The following is a 16264-nucleotide window of genomic DNA, read 5'->3' as shown; positions in this document are numbered from 1 at the left end:
GCAATCTCCGAAGCAGCGAAATGCCGAAGCGTCAGCGCAACGCGGCCGTGCGCATGACGAACGAGGTCGTCTCGATCTTGGCGGTCGCGCTGCCTGAGAAGCTGTCGCAGGACAGGCCCTGCATGGGATCGTCGGTAAAGCCCATGGCGACCACGGTCTGCGGCTTCACGAAATAGCCGCGCAACGCCACCATATCGAGCTCGCCCATCAGCGTGACCGACATCGCGCGGCTGGCGCTCGGCGACAGCATCACGATCTTGAGCCAGATGCTCTCGCCCTTGGCAGCGGACAGCCGGGTTGCAGTTGAGATCATGCCGTCGGTGCTCTTGCCGACGACGGTGTTGATCTCAGCGGCGGGCGCCTGATTGCGCGCGGTGGCCGGGCGCGCCGTGCGTGGAATCGGCGCGGAGGCGGCGACGACTTTGGTGCGATCCGGTGAGGCGGCCGGCGCGAAAGCCAGCGCCTCGAGCGCTGCGTTGGAGACGCTCGCGGTCGGTTGCGGATCGGCGGCCGCGGCAAGCGCCTGGCGCGCCTTCAACGCGGCGACCTGGGCCGGCGTCGCCTGCTGCGGCGCGGACGGAATATCATCCCAGAAGCCGCGGGCATTGATGATGTCGGAGGGGGTCTCGGGCTTGCCGGGCGCCGGCTTGTCGGCCACAGGCGCCTGCTTCGGCTTTGGCGGCGCGGCGAGCTGCGCGTCGGCGGAGGCGAGCTGGAGCGCCGAGGCGATCTGCGGCTTGGCGCGGGGCGTCGGCACCGGATCGGCGGACTTGACGGCGGCGGCAACCATACTGGGCGCAGCGGGCTTGGCGGCCGGGGCGGGTGCGCCCTCGTCATCCTCGTCACTGGCGGCTGCCGAAGCCGACTTGCCCTTGAACAAGGCGGCGAAGAAGCCCGGCTTACTGGCGCCATCGCCATCGCTGCGCCGCTCGATATCCGCCTTCGCGAGCTCATAGCCTTTCAGCGGTACGCCATCGGTCGGGATATGGACCGTGCGTTCGTCGGGGAACACGCGGACGAGCTGGTCATGCGTCATGCGCGGCCAGTGCCGGACGTTGCCGGTGTCGAGATGTACAAACGGCGAACCCGAGGTCGGATAGAAGCCGACGCCGCCGCGCTGGAGGCGCAAGCCCGCGAAGCGGATCTGCTCCAGCGGCACGCCCGGAATGTAGAAATCCATCGCATGGCCGAGCATGTGCTGACTGAAGCGCGCCACGCCTGTATGGGCGGAGCGGCGGCGGAGCATGGCGTTGGTGGCGGGGGAACGATAGGAGGAGATGATCTGGATCGGCTGCTTGCCGTCGACGTCGCGATAGACTTCCCAGAGAATGTCGAACAGGTGACGGTCCATCACCGTTTCGTCCTGGGTCCGCCAGTCGCGCAGGAAGTGATTGAGCTGCTTCAGCGCGGCGTCGTCGTAACGGCCATCACGCTTGAAGGTGACGGTGAGGTCTTCGCCGGAATGGGTGTGGTGGAACGAGAGCGTCTTGGTCTCGTTCAGCGCGGCGGCGTTATGGACTGAACCTGCGGCAGCCAGCAGCAATGCGGAAGCAAGGCCGATCCGAGATCCGACCTTCACTCCCGCATGGGACAACGACAACGCAGCGAATTGGCGTGCGAAACCAGCCAGCACGTATGAGCCCACCCAGTCGACGAGCGTTCAAAATGAACTCTCCCGCCAACCCCGTTAGCGCGCGAAAGAGGATGAACGCTTTCTTAAAGCGAGAAGGTTAATTCGAGGTTGACCTTCCCGCCCCCAAACCAAGTCAGACTACAATCCTAAACGGTTGACTGTGGCAAAAAAACGCCGAGGTGGCCGGGCTCAGGAGGAGAATGGTTAACGTTAAACGGCCCCGTCCAGAGGAGGGGGCCGTTGATTTCATTGCTAAAGCTGGCCGGACAGGGCTTAGCGTGTGAATACCCGCTGCGTCCGGCGACCGACCGGAGCGGGCGGCGGGGTCGGCGCCCCACCCCCGAACAGCCGCTCGAAGAAGTTCAGACCGGACGAGCCGCCGCCATTGTTGGCGATCGCAACGCCGTTCGGCAGGGTCGTTGCCGGGCGCGCGTAGCTCGGCTGGGAATGCGCGACGACCATTTCGAGGTCCTTGCCGCGGCCGTTCTTCAGGATGTTGATCATGGTCGCGTCGCGGCCATAGACGTCCTTGCGGAACTGCAGCTTGCCGGCGTCGTCCACAAACGCGGTCTGGTAGGTGATGTTGACCGGAATCGGCGTGGGGAATTTCAGGTCGACTTCACCCGAGCCGTACATGGAGCGTACGCGCTCCGGCGTGTAGTGCTCGTTCGGCATGGCGATGTTGAGCAGCACGGAGGCGTACTGATCCGGATATTGCACGCGCATGCAGCCATGGCTGAAGGCGCGCTCGTCCTTGGCGAACAGGTACTTGTCCGGTGTGTCGTGCTGATAGACCAGGAACTTGTTCGGGAAGTTGAAGCGGATGCGGCCGAGCGCATTGGCTTCACCGGGCGGCTGCGAGATGTGCACCGAGCCGTCGCGGTTCTGCTCCAGCTTCAGGCCCATGCGCTGAAGCACGGTCGGATCCTGCTGCAGCGCCGGCAGATATTCGCCATAGACGATTGACGGCGGCACGTTCCAGGTCGGGTTGACCGTGATGTACTTCATCGTCTCGGTCAGCAGCGGGGTCGCGTGCTGGCCCGGCTTGCCGGTGACGACGCGGGTGGTCCAGACCTGCTGGCCGCGCTGCATCACCTTCAGCGTGTAGTCGGGAATGTTGAGGATGACATAGGCATCGCCCAGCGAGGGCACGCCGAGGTCGCGCGGCAACCAGCGCCAGCGCTCCATGTTCACAAGCACGGTGTCGATCTGCTTGTCGCGCTTCGGGCTGTTCAGCGCCTTGACGGTCTTGTCGTCGAGCACGCCGGTCGCTTTCATCTCGGCGCCGTCCTGGAACTTGCGCACGGCTTCGGCGACCGTCGCGTCATAATGATCGTCGCTCGCGTTCTCGCTGATGCCGAGCTTGGCGCGCAACTGCGGCACGCGCGGATCCTGCACGACGATCTCGGCCTGCTTCTTGCCCTTGGCGGGCGTGTATTTCAGCGCCGGGCCGTCGGCAATCTCGATCACCGGGCCGTCGCCCTGGCCGCGCAGCTGCGCGAGCTTGGCCTTCAGCTCCTTGTAGAGCTTCTGCGGCGGGTTGTAGCTGTCGAGCGCTGCGGAAGCGTCGGCTGCCGTGGTCACCTTGGCGAGCACTTCGTTCGGATCGACCGGATGCTCGGGATAGAGGATGTCGGCGCTGACCTGGGACCAGTGCATGCGGCCGCTCTGGGCCTGGCGTGCATAGTCGAGCATGCTGGCAGTGAGCTTCAGCTCGGCATCGGCGAGCGCATCGGGCGTCGTCGCAGCGGCGAAGTCAGGCACGGGATAATCCGCGGGATTGAGACCATCGGAGGCCGCATCCTTCAGCCGTGCGATCACGCCCTTGGCCGTAGCGGTCAGGGCGCCACCCTGCGTCCAGACTGGAGCGAAGTCGCGGGCGCCGTAGAATTTCTCGACGGCGGCGCGCTCGTTCTTGCGCTCGAAATGACGCGAAGTCTTGGCGCCGATGATGTCCTTGAGCTTGTCGGCGACCGGCTGGTCGGCGGCGGGAACGTTGCTCGCGGCTTTCACCGGCTCGGCGGCCGGCGCTGCTGCTGCCGCAGGAGCTGCGGGAGTGGCCGCCGGTGCTGCTGCGGTGTCAGCCTTTGCAGGCTCAGCTTTTGCAGGCTCCGATTTCGCCGGCTCTGTGGTGGCCGTCTCGCTCTTGGTCGGTTCGCTCTTGACCGGCTCGTTCTTGGCCGGCTCGTTCTTGGGCGCGTCGGCTGCTGGCGTCGCGGCGACGTCGGACGGCTTGGTCTCGACCTTGACTGGGGCTGGAGCAGCTTCGGCCTTGACCGGCTCCGTGGCCGTGTCCTTCGGGGCGTCCTGCAGCGTCGCGGTGGTGTCGAGCTTGATGTCGGAGGCGGTCGGGGGCGGGACGTTGGCAGGCTCGGGGCGCGGGATCGCGGCTTCGATCGCGAGCTCGGCGGCGCTGCTGCGCGCCTGATCCTGTGCCAGCGCCGAGCCGGCGGAGACCGTGAGGAAGGTCGCTGCGACCGTCGCCAAAACACGGTCAAATCCTGCACGGTGGTTCAAACAGTCACGCATTGTGTCGCACCCCTTGGGTGAACTGTCCCTCGCGGAACAGCTTTCGTTATCGCCTAATTGAGCTTGCGGCTAAACCGCGCCGGCCTCTTGGAAGTTGAACGCCTGCACGCAACGATTCATACGCAGACGATATACAGGCCCCGTTTTGGCAGCTAGCGCTAGTCCGGGAAACTCACGACAAACTGACTTCAAGACAGCCCGTTTGCAACGGATTGTGCGCCTTCGCCGCGCGCTTTTCCCGGTGTCTGTCACTTCCAGGTCACGGTCTGAGTCGCAGCCGAATTCTGCCGTAATTCAACGGCTTGCGGGTACATCGTCGCCTCGCGCCAACCTCCGTTCGCTTGAGGTTCAGTGCGTCTCTTCACCGCTTTTCCCGCCATGTCCGGGAACCCCGGCTTCGTCGAGTTTGCGATACAGCGTGGACCTGCCGATCTTGAGGCGACGTGCCACCTCGGACATCTGCCCGCGGTAATGCGAGATCGCAAAGCGGATGATCTCGTTCTCCATGTCCTCGAGCGGGCGCACATCGCCGGTCGAGGTCAGCATCGAGAGGGACCCTGCCAGCGGTAGCGGCGCGATCGGTATTTCATTACCGGACACCACCGAAGGCGCCGCCATCGGCTCGATCATCAAGGGCGCGGTCGGAATTTCCGTTGCGGCATGCGGCTGCGAGGTGAGAAGCGGGAAATCGTCGAGACCGAGCTGATCGCCCTCGCTCATCACCACCGCACGGTAGACGGCGTTTTCGAGCTGGCGGATGTTGCCGGGCCAGTCGAGCTGGGTGAGATGCGCCACGGCCTCGCCAGAGACGCCGGAGATCGTGCGGTTCTCCTCCGCCGCAAAGCGCGCCAGGAAATGCCTGAGCAGATGCGGGATGTCCTCGCGCCGGGCCCTGAGCGAAGGGATCGTCAGCGGCAGCACGTGAAGGCGATAGAACAGATCTTCGCGGAAATGACCCTGCTTGACCCGCTCCAGCAGCTTGCGGTTGGTCGCGGAAATGATGCGGACGTCGACCTTCACGGGCTTGCGGCCGCCGACGGACTCGACTGCGCCCTCCTGGAGCGCGCGGAGCAGCTTGACCTGGGCGGTCAGCGGCAGCTCGCTGACCTCGTCCAGAAACAGGGTGCCGCCATGAGCTTCCAGGAATTTGCCGGTGTGCCGCTCGGTTGCGCCTGTGAAGGCGCCCTTCTCGTGGCCGAACAGGATGGATTCGACGAGATTGTCGGGGATCGCACCGCAATTGACCGCGACGAACGGCTTTGCCTTGCGCTCGCCGCTGCCGTGGATGGCGCGTGCGAACATCTCCTTGCCGACGCCGGACTCGCCTTCGATGAGCACCGGGATCGAGGAGTTCGCCGCTTTCTGCGCCGCGCGCATGACCGGCCCCATGGCTTCGGCACGCGTGATGATGTCGGAGAAGGTCAGCCTGCCCTCGCGGCTGTGACGGATGCGTTGCAGTTCGCCCTTGAGCGCGGAGGCGTTGAGCGCGTTGCGCAAGGAGACCTGGAGCCGCTCCATTCCGACCGGCTTGACCACGAAGTCGGCCGCGCCGGCGCGCATCGCCGAGATGACGTTATCGATGCCGCCATGGGCGGTCTGCACGATCACGGGGATGCTGAGGCCGGCTTCGCGGATTTTCGCCAGCACGCCCATGCCGTCGAGGCCGGGCATCACCAGATCGAGGATCACGCCATCGATCGCTGGTGCGTCGGGGGCCGTGAGGGTTGATATCGCGGCGTCGCCGGACTCGACAACGATCGTCTCATAGCCGCATTTCTGCACCATGTTCTCGACCAGCCGGCGGGCTACAGCGTCGTCGTCGGCGATCAAAATACTGGCAGCCATGGTGTTCCCCGCACGCTACTACTATCTGTCTCGAATCGGGTCACTCTGGCCGAAGCCGATTAACGCCCTCTTAAGCCTTGCTGCCCCCGTCCGCCGTCGCGACTGTTGAACACAGGTTTTCCACACGATGAATTCGCGCCCCAGCTCCGCTCTTAAAAGGCCCGCCGTTCGCAAGCCAGCCACCAAGACGTCCGTCGCCAAGAAATCTGCCGTCAAGGCAAAACCCTCCGCAAAGCCTGCGAGCAAGACTGGCAAGCTTCCGGAGTGGAACCTCGCCGATCTCTATTCCGGAATCGATGCGCCGGAAGTGGCGCGCGATCTCGAAAAGATGGATGCCGATTGCGTCGCGTTCGAGACGGATTACAAGGGCAAGCTCGCAACAGGCACAGCAAACGAAGATGGCGGAAAATGGCTCGCCGAGGCCGTGCGACGCTATGAGGCGATCGACGACCTCGCTGGCCGCCTCGGCTCCTACGCCGGCCTCATCCACGCCGGCGACAGCGTGGCCCCCAAGATTTCAAAGTTTTACGGCGATGTCTCCGAGCGGTTGACGGCGGCGTCGACGCATCTCTTGTTCTTCGCGCTCGAGCTCAACCGCATCGATGACGATCTTTTGACCCGCGCGATGCAAGCGCCCGAGCTTGCGCATTATCGTCCCTGGATCGAGGACCTCCGCAAGGAAAAGCCGTATCAGCTCGACGACAAGCTCGAGCAGCTGTTCCTGGAGAAGGCGCAGACCGGCTATTCCGCCTTCAACAGGCTGTTCGACCAGACCATCTCGAGCCTGCGTTTCAAGGTCGGCTCCAAGGAATTGGCGATCGAGCCGACGCTGAATCTCCTGCAGGACCGCGATGGAGCCAAGCGCAAGGCTGCGGCGGAAGCGCTGGCAAGGACCTTCAAGGCCAATGAGCGCACCTTTGCGCTGATCACCAACACGCTCGCCAAGGACAAGGACATCTCCGACCGCTGGCGCGGTTTCAAGGATGTCGCCGATTCCCGCCATCTCAACAACCGCGTCGAGCGCGAAGTGGTGGACGCGCTGGTCGCCTCGGTGCGGGCGGCCTATCCAAAACTGTCACATCGCTATTACGCGCTGAAGGCGAAGTGGTTCGGCAAGAAGCGGCTGGCCTATTGGGACCGCAATGCGCCGCTGCCCTTCGCCGCCACTGACGTCATCGGCTGGCCCGATGCGCGCAACATGGTGCTGACGGCCTATCGTGGCTTCTCGCCCAAGATGGCCGACATCGCCGAGCGCTTCTTCACCGACCGCTGGATCGACGCCCCGGTGCGTCCGGGCAAGGCGCCGGGCGCGTTCTCGCATCCGACCACCCCGTCCGCGCACCCCTACGTGCTGATGAACTATCAGGGCAAGCCGCGCGACGTGATGACGCTCGCGCATGAGCTCGGTCACGGCGTCCACCAGGTGCTGGCGGCGAAGAACGGCGCGCTGATGGCACCGACGCCGTTGACGCTTGCCGAGACCGCCAGCGTGTTCGGCGAGATGCTGACCTTCCGGCGGCTGCTGGCGCAGACCAAGAGCGCCAAGCAGCGCCAGGCGCTGCTCGCGGGCAAGGTCGAGGACATGATCAATACCGTGGTGCGGCAGATCGCGTTCTATTCGTTCGAGCGCGCCGTCCACACCGAGCGCAAGAACGGCGAGCTCACCGCGACGCGGCTCGGCGAGCTCTGGCTCTCGGTCCAGGGAGAGAGCTTAGGTCCCGCGATCGAGATCAAGGCAGGGTATGAGAACTATTGGATGTACATCCCGCACTTCATCCACTCGCCGTTCTACGTCTATGCCTATGCCTTCGGCGATTGCCTCGTGAACTCGCTCTATGCCGTCTACGAGAACGCGGCCGAAGGGTTCGCCGAGCGTTATCTCGACATGCTCGCGGCCGGCGGTACCAAGCACTATTCCGAGCTGCTGCGCCCATTCGGGCTCGACGCCAAGGACCCGAAGTTCTGGGACGGCGGCCTCAGCGTCATTGCCGGCATGATCGATGAGCTGGAGGCGATGGGCTGACGGCCAGCGTGCCTTATTTTTGGGCAGCCACGTAAAACATCTGTTGAACGATCGGCTTCTTGGCGTTATACAAACGTATAACGAGGTGAAGTGATGAACGAGAATGCGGACCCCAAGGATCTGAAGGGCGACTCTACCGTGCTTCAGGTGCGCAAGATCGGCAATTCGATCGGCGTCATCCTGCCGAAGGAGCTCGCTGCGCGTCTGAACCTCAAAGAGGGCGACAAGCTTTTTCCGGTTGAGCAATCAGACGGCGGCGTGTTGCTGACACCGCATGATCCAGATTTCGAGAAAGCGATGGAAATCGCCCGGCGAGGTATGAAGCGTTATCACAACGCCCTCGCCGAGCTCGCCAAATGAGCGAGCCGTTCTGGCTGACGCGTCGAATGATCATTGCGGTTCACGACGAGCAACTGGCGATTCACGGCGGTGCAAGCGGTCTGCGCGACGAAGGTATGCTCGATTCTGCGCTCGATCGGCCGAAAAACAAGTGGTCATACGAGGCGGCTGATTTGCCCGAATTGGCGGCCGCGTATGCTTTCGGCATCGCGCGCAACCATCCATTCGTTGACGGCAACAAGCGCACCTCGCTGCTCGCACTGTATACGTTTCTCGGCGTGAACGGCATCGACTTCGTCGCGCCTGAGGCGGAAGCGGCCGCGATCATCCTCTCCCTCGCCGCCGGGGAAGTCAGCGAGCCGAACCTCGTCCGCTGGATCCGCGATAATCTGGATTCCAAATGACCTGATTTGCGGGAAAACCACGCTCCCGTGCCGTTGCCCTGTTCAAATGTTTAAGGTATCCCAGCCGAAGAATTGGACTTTCGACTGGGGACATCCATGGCAGATCATAGCGAAGTTGCGTACAGCACCGCCGATGGCAACGACTACGTTGCGCACGAGCAGACCTACGAGGGCTTCATCAAGCTGGTGAAGTACGGCACCGCGTCGGTTGCCCTGATCGTGATTCTGATGGCGATCTTCCTCACCTAAATCGACATGGCGGCTGCCCACGCTTGCGGCGGCGGCTGCCCACAAAATTTGCAAACAAGCCGGCGGCAAAGCCGGTATGCAACGCTGCGGGAGTAACGCTACTTTTTTGTGCGTGCGCTGTCCCGCGCCGCCGGAGGACCTATGAAGATCGCCGTTGCCAAGGAAATCGATCCGTCGGAGCCGCGGGTCGCGGCTTCGCCCGATACGGTGAAGAAGTTTAAGGCGCTCGGTGCCGAGATCGCCATCGAGCCGGGCGCAGGCATCAAGTCGGGCCTGCCGGATTCCGAATTCACCGCGGTGGGCGCCACCGTCAGCGCCGATGCGCTCAAAGATGCCGACATCATCATCAAGGTGAAGCGTCCCGAGGCCTCCGAGCTCTCGCAGTACAAGCGCGGCGCGCTCGTCATCGCCATCATGGATCCCTACGGCAACGAGGCTGCGCTGAAGGCGATGGCCGATGCCGGCGTCTCCGCCTTCGCGATGGAATTGATGCCGCGCATCACCCGTGCGCAGGTGATGGACGTGCTGTCCTCGCAGGCCAACCTCGCCGGCTACCGCGCCGTGATCGAGGGCGCCGAGGCCTTCGGCCGCGCCTTTCCGATGATGATGACCGCCGCCGGTACGGTTCCGGCCGCAAAAGTATTCGTGATGGGCGTCGGCGTTGCCGGCCTGCAGGCGATCGCGACCGCGCGTCGCCTCGGCGCCGTCGTCACCGCGACTGACGTTCGCCCTGCCACCAAGGAGCAGGTGGAATCGCTCGGTGCGAAATTCCTCGCCGTCGAGGACGAGGAGTTCAAGAACGCCCAGACCGCCGGCGGCTATGCCAAGGAGATGTCGAAAGAGTACCAGGCCAAGCAGGCCGCACTCACCGCCGAGCACATCAAGAAGCAGGACATCGTGATCACCACCGCGCTGATCCCGGGCCGTCCGGCGCCGAAGCTCGTCAGTGCCGAGATGGTCAAGTCGATGAAGCCGGGCTCGGTGCTCGTCGATCTCGCCGTCGAGCGCGGCGGCAATGTCGAGGGTGCCAAAGCCGGCGAAGTCGTCGATCTCGATGGCATCAAGATCGTCGGCTACACCAATGTCGCGGGCCGCGTCGCGGCGTCGGCCTCCAGCCTGTACGCACGCAATCTGTTCTCCTTCATCGAGACCATGGTCGACAAGAAAGAGAAGAAGCTCGCCGTCAACTGGGACGACGAACTCGTCAAGGCCACCGCGCTGACCAGGGACGGCGCGGTCATCCATCCGAACTTCCAGCCGAAGGCGTAAGGAGAGCACGTCATGGAGCATGCTGCACAGGTCGTCGACCCCTTCATCTTCCGGCTGTCGATTTTCGTCCTCGCCGTCTTCGTCGGCTATTTCGTGGTGTGGTCGGTGACCCCGGCGCTGCACACCCCGCTGATGAGCGTCACCAACGCGATCTCCTCGGTGATCGTGGTCGGCGCGCTGCTTGCCGGCGGCGTCGCCAACGTCTCGAGCGGTTCGGGCTGGGCGCGCGCCTTCGGTTTCGTCGCGCTGATTTTTGCCTGCATCAACATCTTCGGCGGCTTCCTTGTCACCCAGCGCATGCTGGCGATGTACAAGAAGAAGTCGAAGTGAGCGGCCACCTCGGGCTGATGGGATCAATGGGGACCTGAGATGAGCGCTAATCTCTCTGCATTCTTGTATCTCGTGGCGGGGGTGCTGTTCATCCTGTCGCTGCGCGGACTCTCGAGCCCGGCGTCGTCGCGCCAGGGCAATCTGCTCGGCATGATCGGCATGGCGATTGCCGTCGCCACCACGCTGGCCAACCATCCGCCTGCGGACGGTCTCGCCTGGGTGCTGGTGATTGTCGGCATCGCCATTGGCGCTGCGATCGGTGCGGTCATCGCCCGCCGCGTGCCGATGACCTCGATGCCGGAACTCGTCGCCGCCTTCCACTCGCTGGTCGGCATGGCCGCGGTGCTCGTTGCGGCGGGCGCATTCTACGCGCCCGAAGCCTTCGACATTGGCACTCCAGGCAACATCCACACCCAGAGCCTGGTCGAAATGTCGCTCGGCGTCGCCATCGGCGCGCTGACCTTCACTGGTTCGGTGATCGCGTTCCTGAAACTCTCCGCACGCATGAGCGGTGCTCCGATCATCCTGCCGGCTCGCCACGTGATCAACGTCGTGCTCGCGGTGGCGCTGGTCGCCTGTATCGTCGGCCTCGTCATCACCGGCAGCCCGGTGTTCTTCTGGCTCAACGTCATCCTGGCGCTGGCCCTCGGCGTGCTCATGATCATCCCGATCGGCGGCGCCGACATGCCGGTCGTGATCTCGATGCTGAACTCCTATTCGGGGTGGGCTGCGGCCGGCATCGGCTTCACGCTCGGCAACTCGGCGCTGATCATCACCGGCGCGCTGGTCGGCTCGTCGGGCGCGATCCTGTCCTACATCATGTGCCACGCGATGAACCGGTCCTTCATCTCGGTCATCCTCGGCGGCTTCGGCGGCGAGACCGCGGCGGCCGGCGGCGGAGCAGGTGGCGAGCAGAAGCCCGCCAAGCTCGGCTCGGCGGACGATGCCGCCTTCATCATGAAGAACGCCTCCAAGGTCATCATCGTGCCCGGCTACGGCATGGCGGTGGCGCAGGCCCAGCACGCGCTGCGCGAGATGGCCGACATGCTGAAGAAGGAAGGCGTCGAGGTGAAGTATGCCATTCACCCGGTCGCGGGCCGCATGCCCGGCCACATGAACGTGCTGCTCGCCGAAGCCAACGTGCCCTATGACGAGGTGTTCGAGCTCGAGGACATCAATTCCGAGTTCGCCCAGGCCGACATCGCCTTCGTGATCGGCGCCAACGACGTCACCAACCCGGCCGCCGAAGAGGACAAGACCTCGCCGATTTACGGCATGCCCGTCCTCCAGGTCTGGAAGGCCGGCACGGTGATGTTCATCAAGCGGTCGCTGGCGTCGGGTTACGCGGGCATCGACAACCCGCTGTTCTACCGCGACAACACCATGATGCTGCTCGGCGACGCCAAGAAGGTCACCGAGAACATCGTCAAGGCGATGTAGCGCGAGCCGCGCCGTTTGCACGTCGCCGCTGAGGCGGCGTGCGCCTGCCGCCGAGGCCCGCGATGACAGTCCTCAAATGGATCGCCATCATCCTCGCAGCCGGCTATTGCGCCGGGCTCGTCCTGCTGTTCGCAAAGCAGCGCAGCCTGCTGTTTCCGATCCCGACCACCGAGCGCACCGCGCCTGCCGCCGCAGGATTTCCGCAGGCCGAAGAGCAGGTCCTGACCACGTCCGATGGCGAGAGGGTCATCGTCTGGCACGTCCCGCCCAAGCCCGGCCATGCCGTGGTGCTGTACTTCCACGGCAACGGGGATTTTCTCGCGGGGCTTGCCGGGCGTTTCAAGGCGATCACTGCCGACGGCACCGGCCTCGTGGCGCTGTCCTATCGCGGTTACGCGGGCTCCAGTGGCGCGCCGAGCGAAGACGGCCTGCTGCGTGACGGGGCGGCCGCGTATTCATTTGCGGCGGCGCGCTATGACCCCCAGCGCATCGTCGTGTGGGGATTTTCGCTCGGGACCGGCGTTGCCGTTGCCGTCGCGTCGGAGCATCCGATCGGCAAGCTGATCCTCGAGGCGCCCTACACGTCGATTGCGGACGTCGCGGCCGCGCATTTCCGCTTCGTTCCGGTCCGCTTCCTAATCCGCGATCCGCTCCACTCGGACCGGCGCATCGCGCGTCTCGCAGTGCCGCTCCTGATCGTGCATGGCGCGCAGGATCAGACCATCCCGATCGCATCAGGCGAGAAGCTGTTCGCGCTGGCGCACGAGCCGAAGCAGTTCGTTCGCATTCCTGCGGGCGGGCATGACGATCTCGGCAATTTCGGCATGGTCGAGATCGCGCGAGGTTTCATCAACGGACCCTGAGGGCTGACGGGCGCGATCTTCTCGCGCATAATCGGTCCGTCGAATGAGGGAATCGCCTGCATGAGTGCGCACGGACCGATGCCGCGGTCGTCCTGGATCTTTCCTGCCTTGGCGGTTCTGCTGTTCCTGATCGTCGCGGTGAGCGGCTACAGCTTCACCCTGTCGGCCGGCGGGGGCCTGTTCGCCATCGTCCTGCTGGTGATCCTGTTCGGCACCGTGTTCGCGGCCGTGCATCATTCCGAGGTGATCGCGGAGCGGATCGGCGAGCCTTTCGGCACGCTGCTGCTCACGCTCGCGGTGACCATCATCGAGGTCGCGCTGATCACCACGATCATGCTGGGCGACAAGCCCGCGCCGACGCTTGCGCGCGACACGGTCTTCGCGGTGGTGATGATCGTCTGCAACGGCCTCGTCGGCCTCTGCGTCTTCATCGGCGGACTCCGCTACCGCGAGCAGGGTTTTCAGGTCTCGGGCGCCAACGTCTATCTCAGCGTGCTGATTGCGCTCGCGACGCTGACGCTGATCATGCCCAACTACACGCTGTCGACGCCGGGGCCGGTCTATTCGACGCTCCAGCTCGGCTTTGTCGACCTCGTGACCATCGTGCTCTATGGCGTGTTCCTCTACACCCAGATGGTCCTGCACAAGGACTATTTCGTTCATGAGCGGGCGGAGGGCGAGAGCGGCGGAATCCATCTGTCGGGCATGATGCTCGCGCTGAGCATCGCGCTGCTCCTGATCTCGCTCCTGGCCGTCGTCCTCCTCGCCAAGAAGTTCTCGCTGGTGGTGGACGCCGTCGCCGACAGGATCGGCGCCCCTCCGGCGTTCGCTGGCCTCCTGGTCGCGCTCCTGATCCTGATGCCGGAGGGCGTTTCCGCGATCACGGCGGCCCGCAAGAACGACCTCCAGAAGAGCATCAACCTGGCGCTGGGGTCCTCGCTGGCCACCATCGGCCTGACCATCCCGGCGGTCGGGCTCGCCACCTATGTGATCGACCAGCCGCTGGTGCTGGGCCTCAATCCCCAGAACACGGCGCTTCTGATCCTGACATTCTTGCTGAGCATGCTGACCTTCGGCACGGGCAGGACGAACGTGCTGTTCGGACTGGTTCATATGGTGGTATTTGCCGTCTACACGTTCATGGTGTTCGTGCCCTGAACCGCTTCCCCGAACGAGGTTCCAGATGCTTGCCGCCAGGTCCGAAGTCCAGGTCGATAACGAAGAGGTCCGGGTGACCGAATGGCGGCTCGCCCCCGGCAGCGCGACCGGGCATCACACCCACGGGATGGACTACGTGATCGTTCCCGTCGTGGCCGGCGAAATGACCATCGTGGCGCCGGGCGGCGAGCGTTCCAAGGCGCAGCTTGCGGCCGGAAAATCCTACTTCCGGAAGGCGGGTGTCCAACACGACGTACTTAACGAAACCTCAACCGAGATCGTGTTCCTTGAGATTGAGCTGAAGCCGTGAGGCACGCGTAGACTTTGCCATCGATCCGTCGCAGTTGATCCCTTACAATGCCCCAAAGTTCCCGCATCAGATCGCGCGGGGAGTGGCCGAGAAATGCTGAAATACCTCGCTAAAATCTCGATGGATATTTTCCCCTCGGTGCTCGCGACGATCATCGGGGCCTACATCGTTAATCACTACATCAACGCCAAGCCGGCGGCAGATACGCCAGCCGCGGTGGTGACCCCTGCCGATGCCGCCAAGAACGGCAAGCCTGCCGACGTCGCCAACCTCCCGGGCCCCGGCGTCAAGGCCAAGGGCGTCTCCGAGAAGAGCATTTCCGAGAAGAACGCGTCCGACAAGCCCGCGGCTGAGAAGCCTGCCGAGACCAAAGCTGCCGACGTGACGCCCGGCGAGACCGCTTCGCACGGGCGTACCCCGGCCCACGAGAAGTCGGTTGCCAAGTCTACCCCGGCGGCGCCTGCTGCCGCGCCGGTGGTTGAGGCCAATTCGGCGCCGGCGGCCGCATCTCCGGCCGCGACCCCTGACGCCAACGATCTCGCGCGGGCTGCCATCGAGCGCCTGCGGAAGTCGCCGGAGGGCAAGGCCGCTGAAAAGGCGGCCGAGGCCAGACCTTCCGAAACCAGACCTTCCGAAATCAGGCCGGCCGAGACCAAGGCCGCCGAGCGGACGCCGGAGCCTGCGGTGCAGGAAGCGTCCCGGACGCCTGAGGCCCCTCGCGTCGTGACTGCGCTGCCCTCGACGGTGCGTCCGTTGCCGCCGCCGATCAACGTGTCCACGCCAGCGCCCGAGGCCTATGGCAATGGTGGCCCGTCGCAGGCGAATCCGTCTTACACGGCATCGGTCGGCAACGACGATCCGAATCGGTTGACGCCGCCGGCCGATATTCCGGTGCCGATGATCGCTCCGCCGCTCGACCTCCGCGCCGATGCCGGCCCGACCGCGCCACGCCCCAAGACCAATGTTGCCGACGAGATGCTGTCGGGCATGAAGTCGATGTTCCATGCGGTTCTGCCGAAGGGCGCCACCCCCGACTAAGGGGGTGGATGCGCTCTCCCGGCGCGCTTTCGCCCCCGGGGATGCCGGTTCGCGTGAGGCCAACGCGTCAGATCCAACCTTAAGGAATTCGTCAGCCGCCGACGCGGGCAAGGCCGCTGCGGGCGGCGTCATCGCGTGGGCGCAATGCGAGGGCCTTGCTGTAGGAGGCCGCCGCCTTGGTCTTGTCGCCCAGCCGTTCATAGGCCTGTCCCCGTGTCGTCCAGACCTGAGCGTTGTGCGGATCGGCTTCGGAAGCCTCGTCGAGATCGGCCGCGGCCTCTTTGACCTTGCCGATGGCGAGATAGCTGACGGCACGGCCGAGCAGCGGTTCGGCCTTCTGCGGATTGAGGCCGCTGGCGGCACCGAAATCGGCGATCGCGAAGTCGTGCTGGTTGTTGCCCTGGTAGAGCAGGGCGCGGCCGTAGAGCGCCTGGGCATTATAGGGATCGAGCGCGACGGCGCGATTGAACTCGTCCAGCGCGGCCTGGGTCTCGCCTGACTTCGCCAGGCCTTGCGCTTTTGCCGTGTGGGCCTCGGCCTCGGTGACATTGGCGGCGCTGACTGCGCTATCCGGCGCAGCCGCCGCCTTGGGCGCCTCCTGCGGCTTTTCCTTCTCCGGCATCAGCGAGCCCAGGTCGAAGGAGCAGCCGCACAATGCGATCCCCATCACGGCCAGCGCGAGCGGCTGACGCCAGATCCGGCGCCACCGCACCAAGCCGGGCTCGGGGAAAGGGGAGGTCATCTACGGTTCGCTCGTCCCGCATCTGTAGTGCCCCGTCCCAGAAAGGCACCGCTCACAAAATAATAACGCGGGCCAGGAGCCCGCGTTATCGA

15 protein-coding genes are annotated in these 16264 nt (G+C 64.5%); 11 read left to right on the top strand and 4 right to left on the bottom strand.

Annotated elements, in window-relative coordinates:
* Positions 1-31: 31 nt before the first annotated feature.
* From IF809_RS05780 to IF809_RS05770, 3 genes are all read right to left on the bottom strand, one after another.
* A complete protein-coding gene (locus tag IF809_RS05780; protein ID WP_462837065.1) occupies positions 32-1645 on the bottom strand; it encodes a peptidoglycan L,D-endopeptidase MepK in 1614 nt (537 codons plus the stop codon).
* A gap of 261 nt (positions 1646-1906) precedes the next feature.
* The gene (locus IF809_RS05775) at positions 1907-4162 is read right to left on the bottom strand and encodes a L,D-transpeptidase family protein (RefSeq protein ID WP_462837064.1); all 2256 of its coding nucleotides are present in this window, start codon (positions 4160-4162) and stop codon (positions 1907-1909) included.
* A gap of 348 nt (positions 4163-4510) precedes the next feature.
* Positions 4511-6007: a sigma-54-dependent transcriptional regulator gene (locus IF809_RS05770; RefSeq protein WP_462837063.1), complete on the bottom strand. Its 1497-nt coding sequence runs from the start codon at positions 6005-6007 to the stop codon at positions 4511-4513.
* A 127-nt stretch (positions 6008-6134) separates the two neighbouring features.
* Between IF809_RS05770 and IF809_RS05765 the strand changes: the two genes are divergently transcribed.
* The 11 genes from IF809_RS05765 (at position 6135) to IF809_RS05715 (ending at position 15430) form a co-directional block, all read left to right on the top strand.
* Positions 6135-8030, top strand: coding sequence for a M3 family oligoendopeptidase (locus IF809_RS05765; RefSeq protein ID WP_462837062.1), 1896 nt, complete (start codon positions 6135-6137; stop codon positions 8028-8030).
* Positions 8031-8123: 93 nt separating this feature from the next.
* A complete protein-coding gene (locus IF809_RS05760; protein ID WP_453982039.1) occupies positions 8124-8390 on the top strand; it encodes an AbrB/MazE/SpoVT family DNA-binding domain-containing protein in 267 nt (88 codons plus the stop codon).
* Positions 8387-8773, top strand: coding sequence for a type II toxin-antitoxin system death-on-curing family toxin (locus tag IF809_RS05755; protein ID WP_462837061.1), 387 nt, complete (start codon positions 8387-8389; stop codon positions 8771-8773). The genes IF809_RS05760 and IF809_RS05755 overlap by 4 nt, the downstream gene beginning before the upstream one ends.
* A 96-nt stretch (positions 8774-8869) precedes the next feature.
* A complete protein-coding gene (locus IF809_RS05750) occupies positions 8870-9022 on the top strand; it encodes an aa3-type cytochrome c oxidase subunit IV (protein ID WP_018317799.1) in 153 nt (50 codons plus the stop codon).
* A 141-nt stretch (positions 9023-9163) separates the two neighbouring features.
* Positions 9164-10291 (top strand): Re/Si-specific NAD(P)(+) transhydrogenase subunit alpha, encoded by a 1128-nt coding sequence (locus tag IF809_RS05745; protein ID WP_453982041.1) that lies wholly within the window; start codon positions 9164-9166, stop codon positions 10289-10291.
* A gap of 12 nt (positions 10292-10303) precedes the next feature.
* Positions 10304-10621 (top strand): proton-translocating transhydrogenase family protein, encoded by a 318-nt coding sequence (locus tag IF809_RS05740; RefSeq protein ID WP_014492434.1) that lies wholly within the window; start codon positions 10304-10306, stop codon positions 10619-10621.
* A gap of 39 nt (positions 10622-10660) precedes the next feature.
* The gene (locus IF809_RS05735) at positions 10661-12061 is read left to right on the top strand and encodes an NAD(P)(+) transhydrogenase (Re/Si-specific) subunit beta (RefSeq protein WP_128964239.1); all 1401 of its coding nucleotides are present in this window, start codon (positions 10661-10663) and stop codon (positions 12059-12061) included.
* 62 nt (positions 12062-12123) lie between these two features.
* Positions 12124-12924: an alpha/beta hydrolase gene (locus IF809_RS05730; protein ID WP_462837060.1), complete on the top strand. Its 801-nt coding sequence runs from the start codon at positions 12124-12126 to the stop codon at positions 12922-12924.
* 60 nt (positions 12925-12984) lie between these two features.
* Positions 12985-14082, top strand: a complete 1098-nt coding sequence (locus tag IF809_RS05725; RefSeq protein WP_128964241.1) for a calcium:cation antiporter — start codon at positions 12985-12987, stop codon at positions 14080-14082.
* Between the two features lie 25 nt (positions 14083-14107).
* Positions 14108-14392 (top strand): cupin domain-containing protein, encoded by a 285-nt coding sequence (locus tag IF809_RS05720; protein WP_209958831.1) that lies wholly within the window; start codon positions 14108-14110, stop codon positions 14390-14392.
* A 93-nt stretch (positions 14393-14485) separates the two neighbouring features.
* Entirely contained in the window at positions 14486-15430 is a 945-nt protein-coding gene (locus IF809_RS05715; RefSeq protein ID WP_462837059.1) for a hypothetical protein, read from the top strand.
* A gap of 91 nt (positions 15431-15521) precedes the next feature.
* Here the strand turns inward: IF809_RS05715 and IF809_RS05710 are convergent, their stop codons facing one another.
* Positions 15522-16172 carry a tetratricopeptide repeat protein gene (locus tag IF809_RS05710; RefSeq protein ID WP_462837058.1) on the bottom strand — a complete coding sequence of 217 codons (651 nt, stop codon included), beginning with the start codon at positions 16170-16172 and terminating at the stop codon, positions 15522-15524.
* Positions 16173-16264 lie beyond the last annotated feature (92 nt).

It is taken from the genome of Bradyrhizobium sp. UFLA06-24 (genome assembly GCF_054967145.1).
The sequence above is the reverse complement of the archived record's forward strand: the minus strand, read 5'-3'. Positions and strand labels throughout refer to the sequence as shown.

Excerpts from the sequence above, each read along its gene's own strand:
- IF809_RS05775 (WP_462837064.1), bottom strand. The coding sequence starts at position 4,162 with ATGCGTGACTGTTTGAACCACCGTGCAGGATTTGACCGTGTTTTGGCG.
- IF809_RS05770 (WP_462837063.1), bottom strand. The coding sequence starts at position 6,007 with ATGGCTGCCAGTATTTTGATCGCCGACGACGACGCTGTAGCCCGCCGG.
- IF809_RS05765 (WP_462837062.1), top strand. The coding sequence starts at position 6,135 with ATGAATTCGCGCCCCAGCTCCGCTCTTAAAAGGCCCGCCGTTCGCAAG.
- IF809_RS05760 (WP_453982039.1), top strand. The coding sequence starts at position 8,124 with ATGAACGAGAATGCGGACCCCAAGGATCTGAAGGGCGACTCTACCGTG.
- IF809_RS05755 (WP_462837061.1), top strand. The coding sequence starts at position 8,387 with ATGAGCGAGCCGTTCTGGCTGACGCGTCGAATGATCATTGCGGTTCAC.
- IF809_RS05750 (WP_018317799.1), top strand. The coding sequence starts at position 8,870 with ATGGCAGATCATAGCGAAGTTGCGTACAGCACCGCCGATGGCAACGAC.
- IF809_RS05745 (WP_453982041.1), top strand. The coding sequence starts at position 9,164 with ATGAAGATCGCCGTTGCCAAGGAAATCGATCCGTCGGAGCCGCGGGTC.
- IF809_RS05740 (WP_014492434.1), top strand. The coding sequence starts at position 10,304 with ATGGAGCATGCTGCACAGGTCGTCGACCCCTTCATCTTCCGGCTGTCG.
- IF809_RS05735 (WP_128964239.1), top strand. The coding sequence starts at position 10,661 with ATGAGCGCTAATCTCTCTGCATTCTTGTATCTCGTGGCGGGGGTGCTG.
- IF809_RS05730 (WP_462837060.1), top strand. The coding sequence starts at position 12,124 with ATGACAGTCCTCAAATGGATCGCCATCATCCTCGCAGCCGGCTATTGC.
- IF809_RS05725 (WP_128964241.1), top strand. The coding sequence starts at position 12,985 with ATGAGTGCGCACGGACCGATGCCGCGGTCGTCCTGGATCTTTCCTGCC.
- IF809_RS05720 (WP_209958831.1), top strand. The coding sequence starts at position 14,108 with ATGCTTGCCGCCAGGTCCGAAGTCCAGGTCGATAACGAAGAGGTCCGG.
- IF809_RS05715 (WP_462837059.1), top strand. The coding sequence starts at position 14,486 with ATGCTGAAATACCTCGCTAAAATCTCGATGGATATTTTCCCCTCGGTG.
- IF809_RS05710 (WP_462837058.1), bottom strand. The coding sequence starts at position 16,172 with ATGACCTCCCCTTTCCCCGAGCCCGGCTTGGTGCGGTGGCGCCGGATC.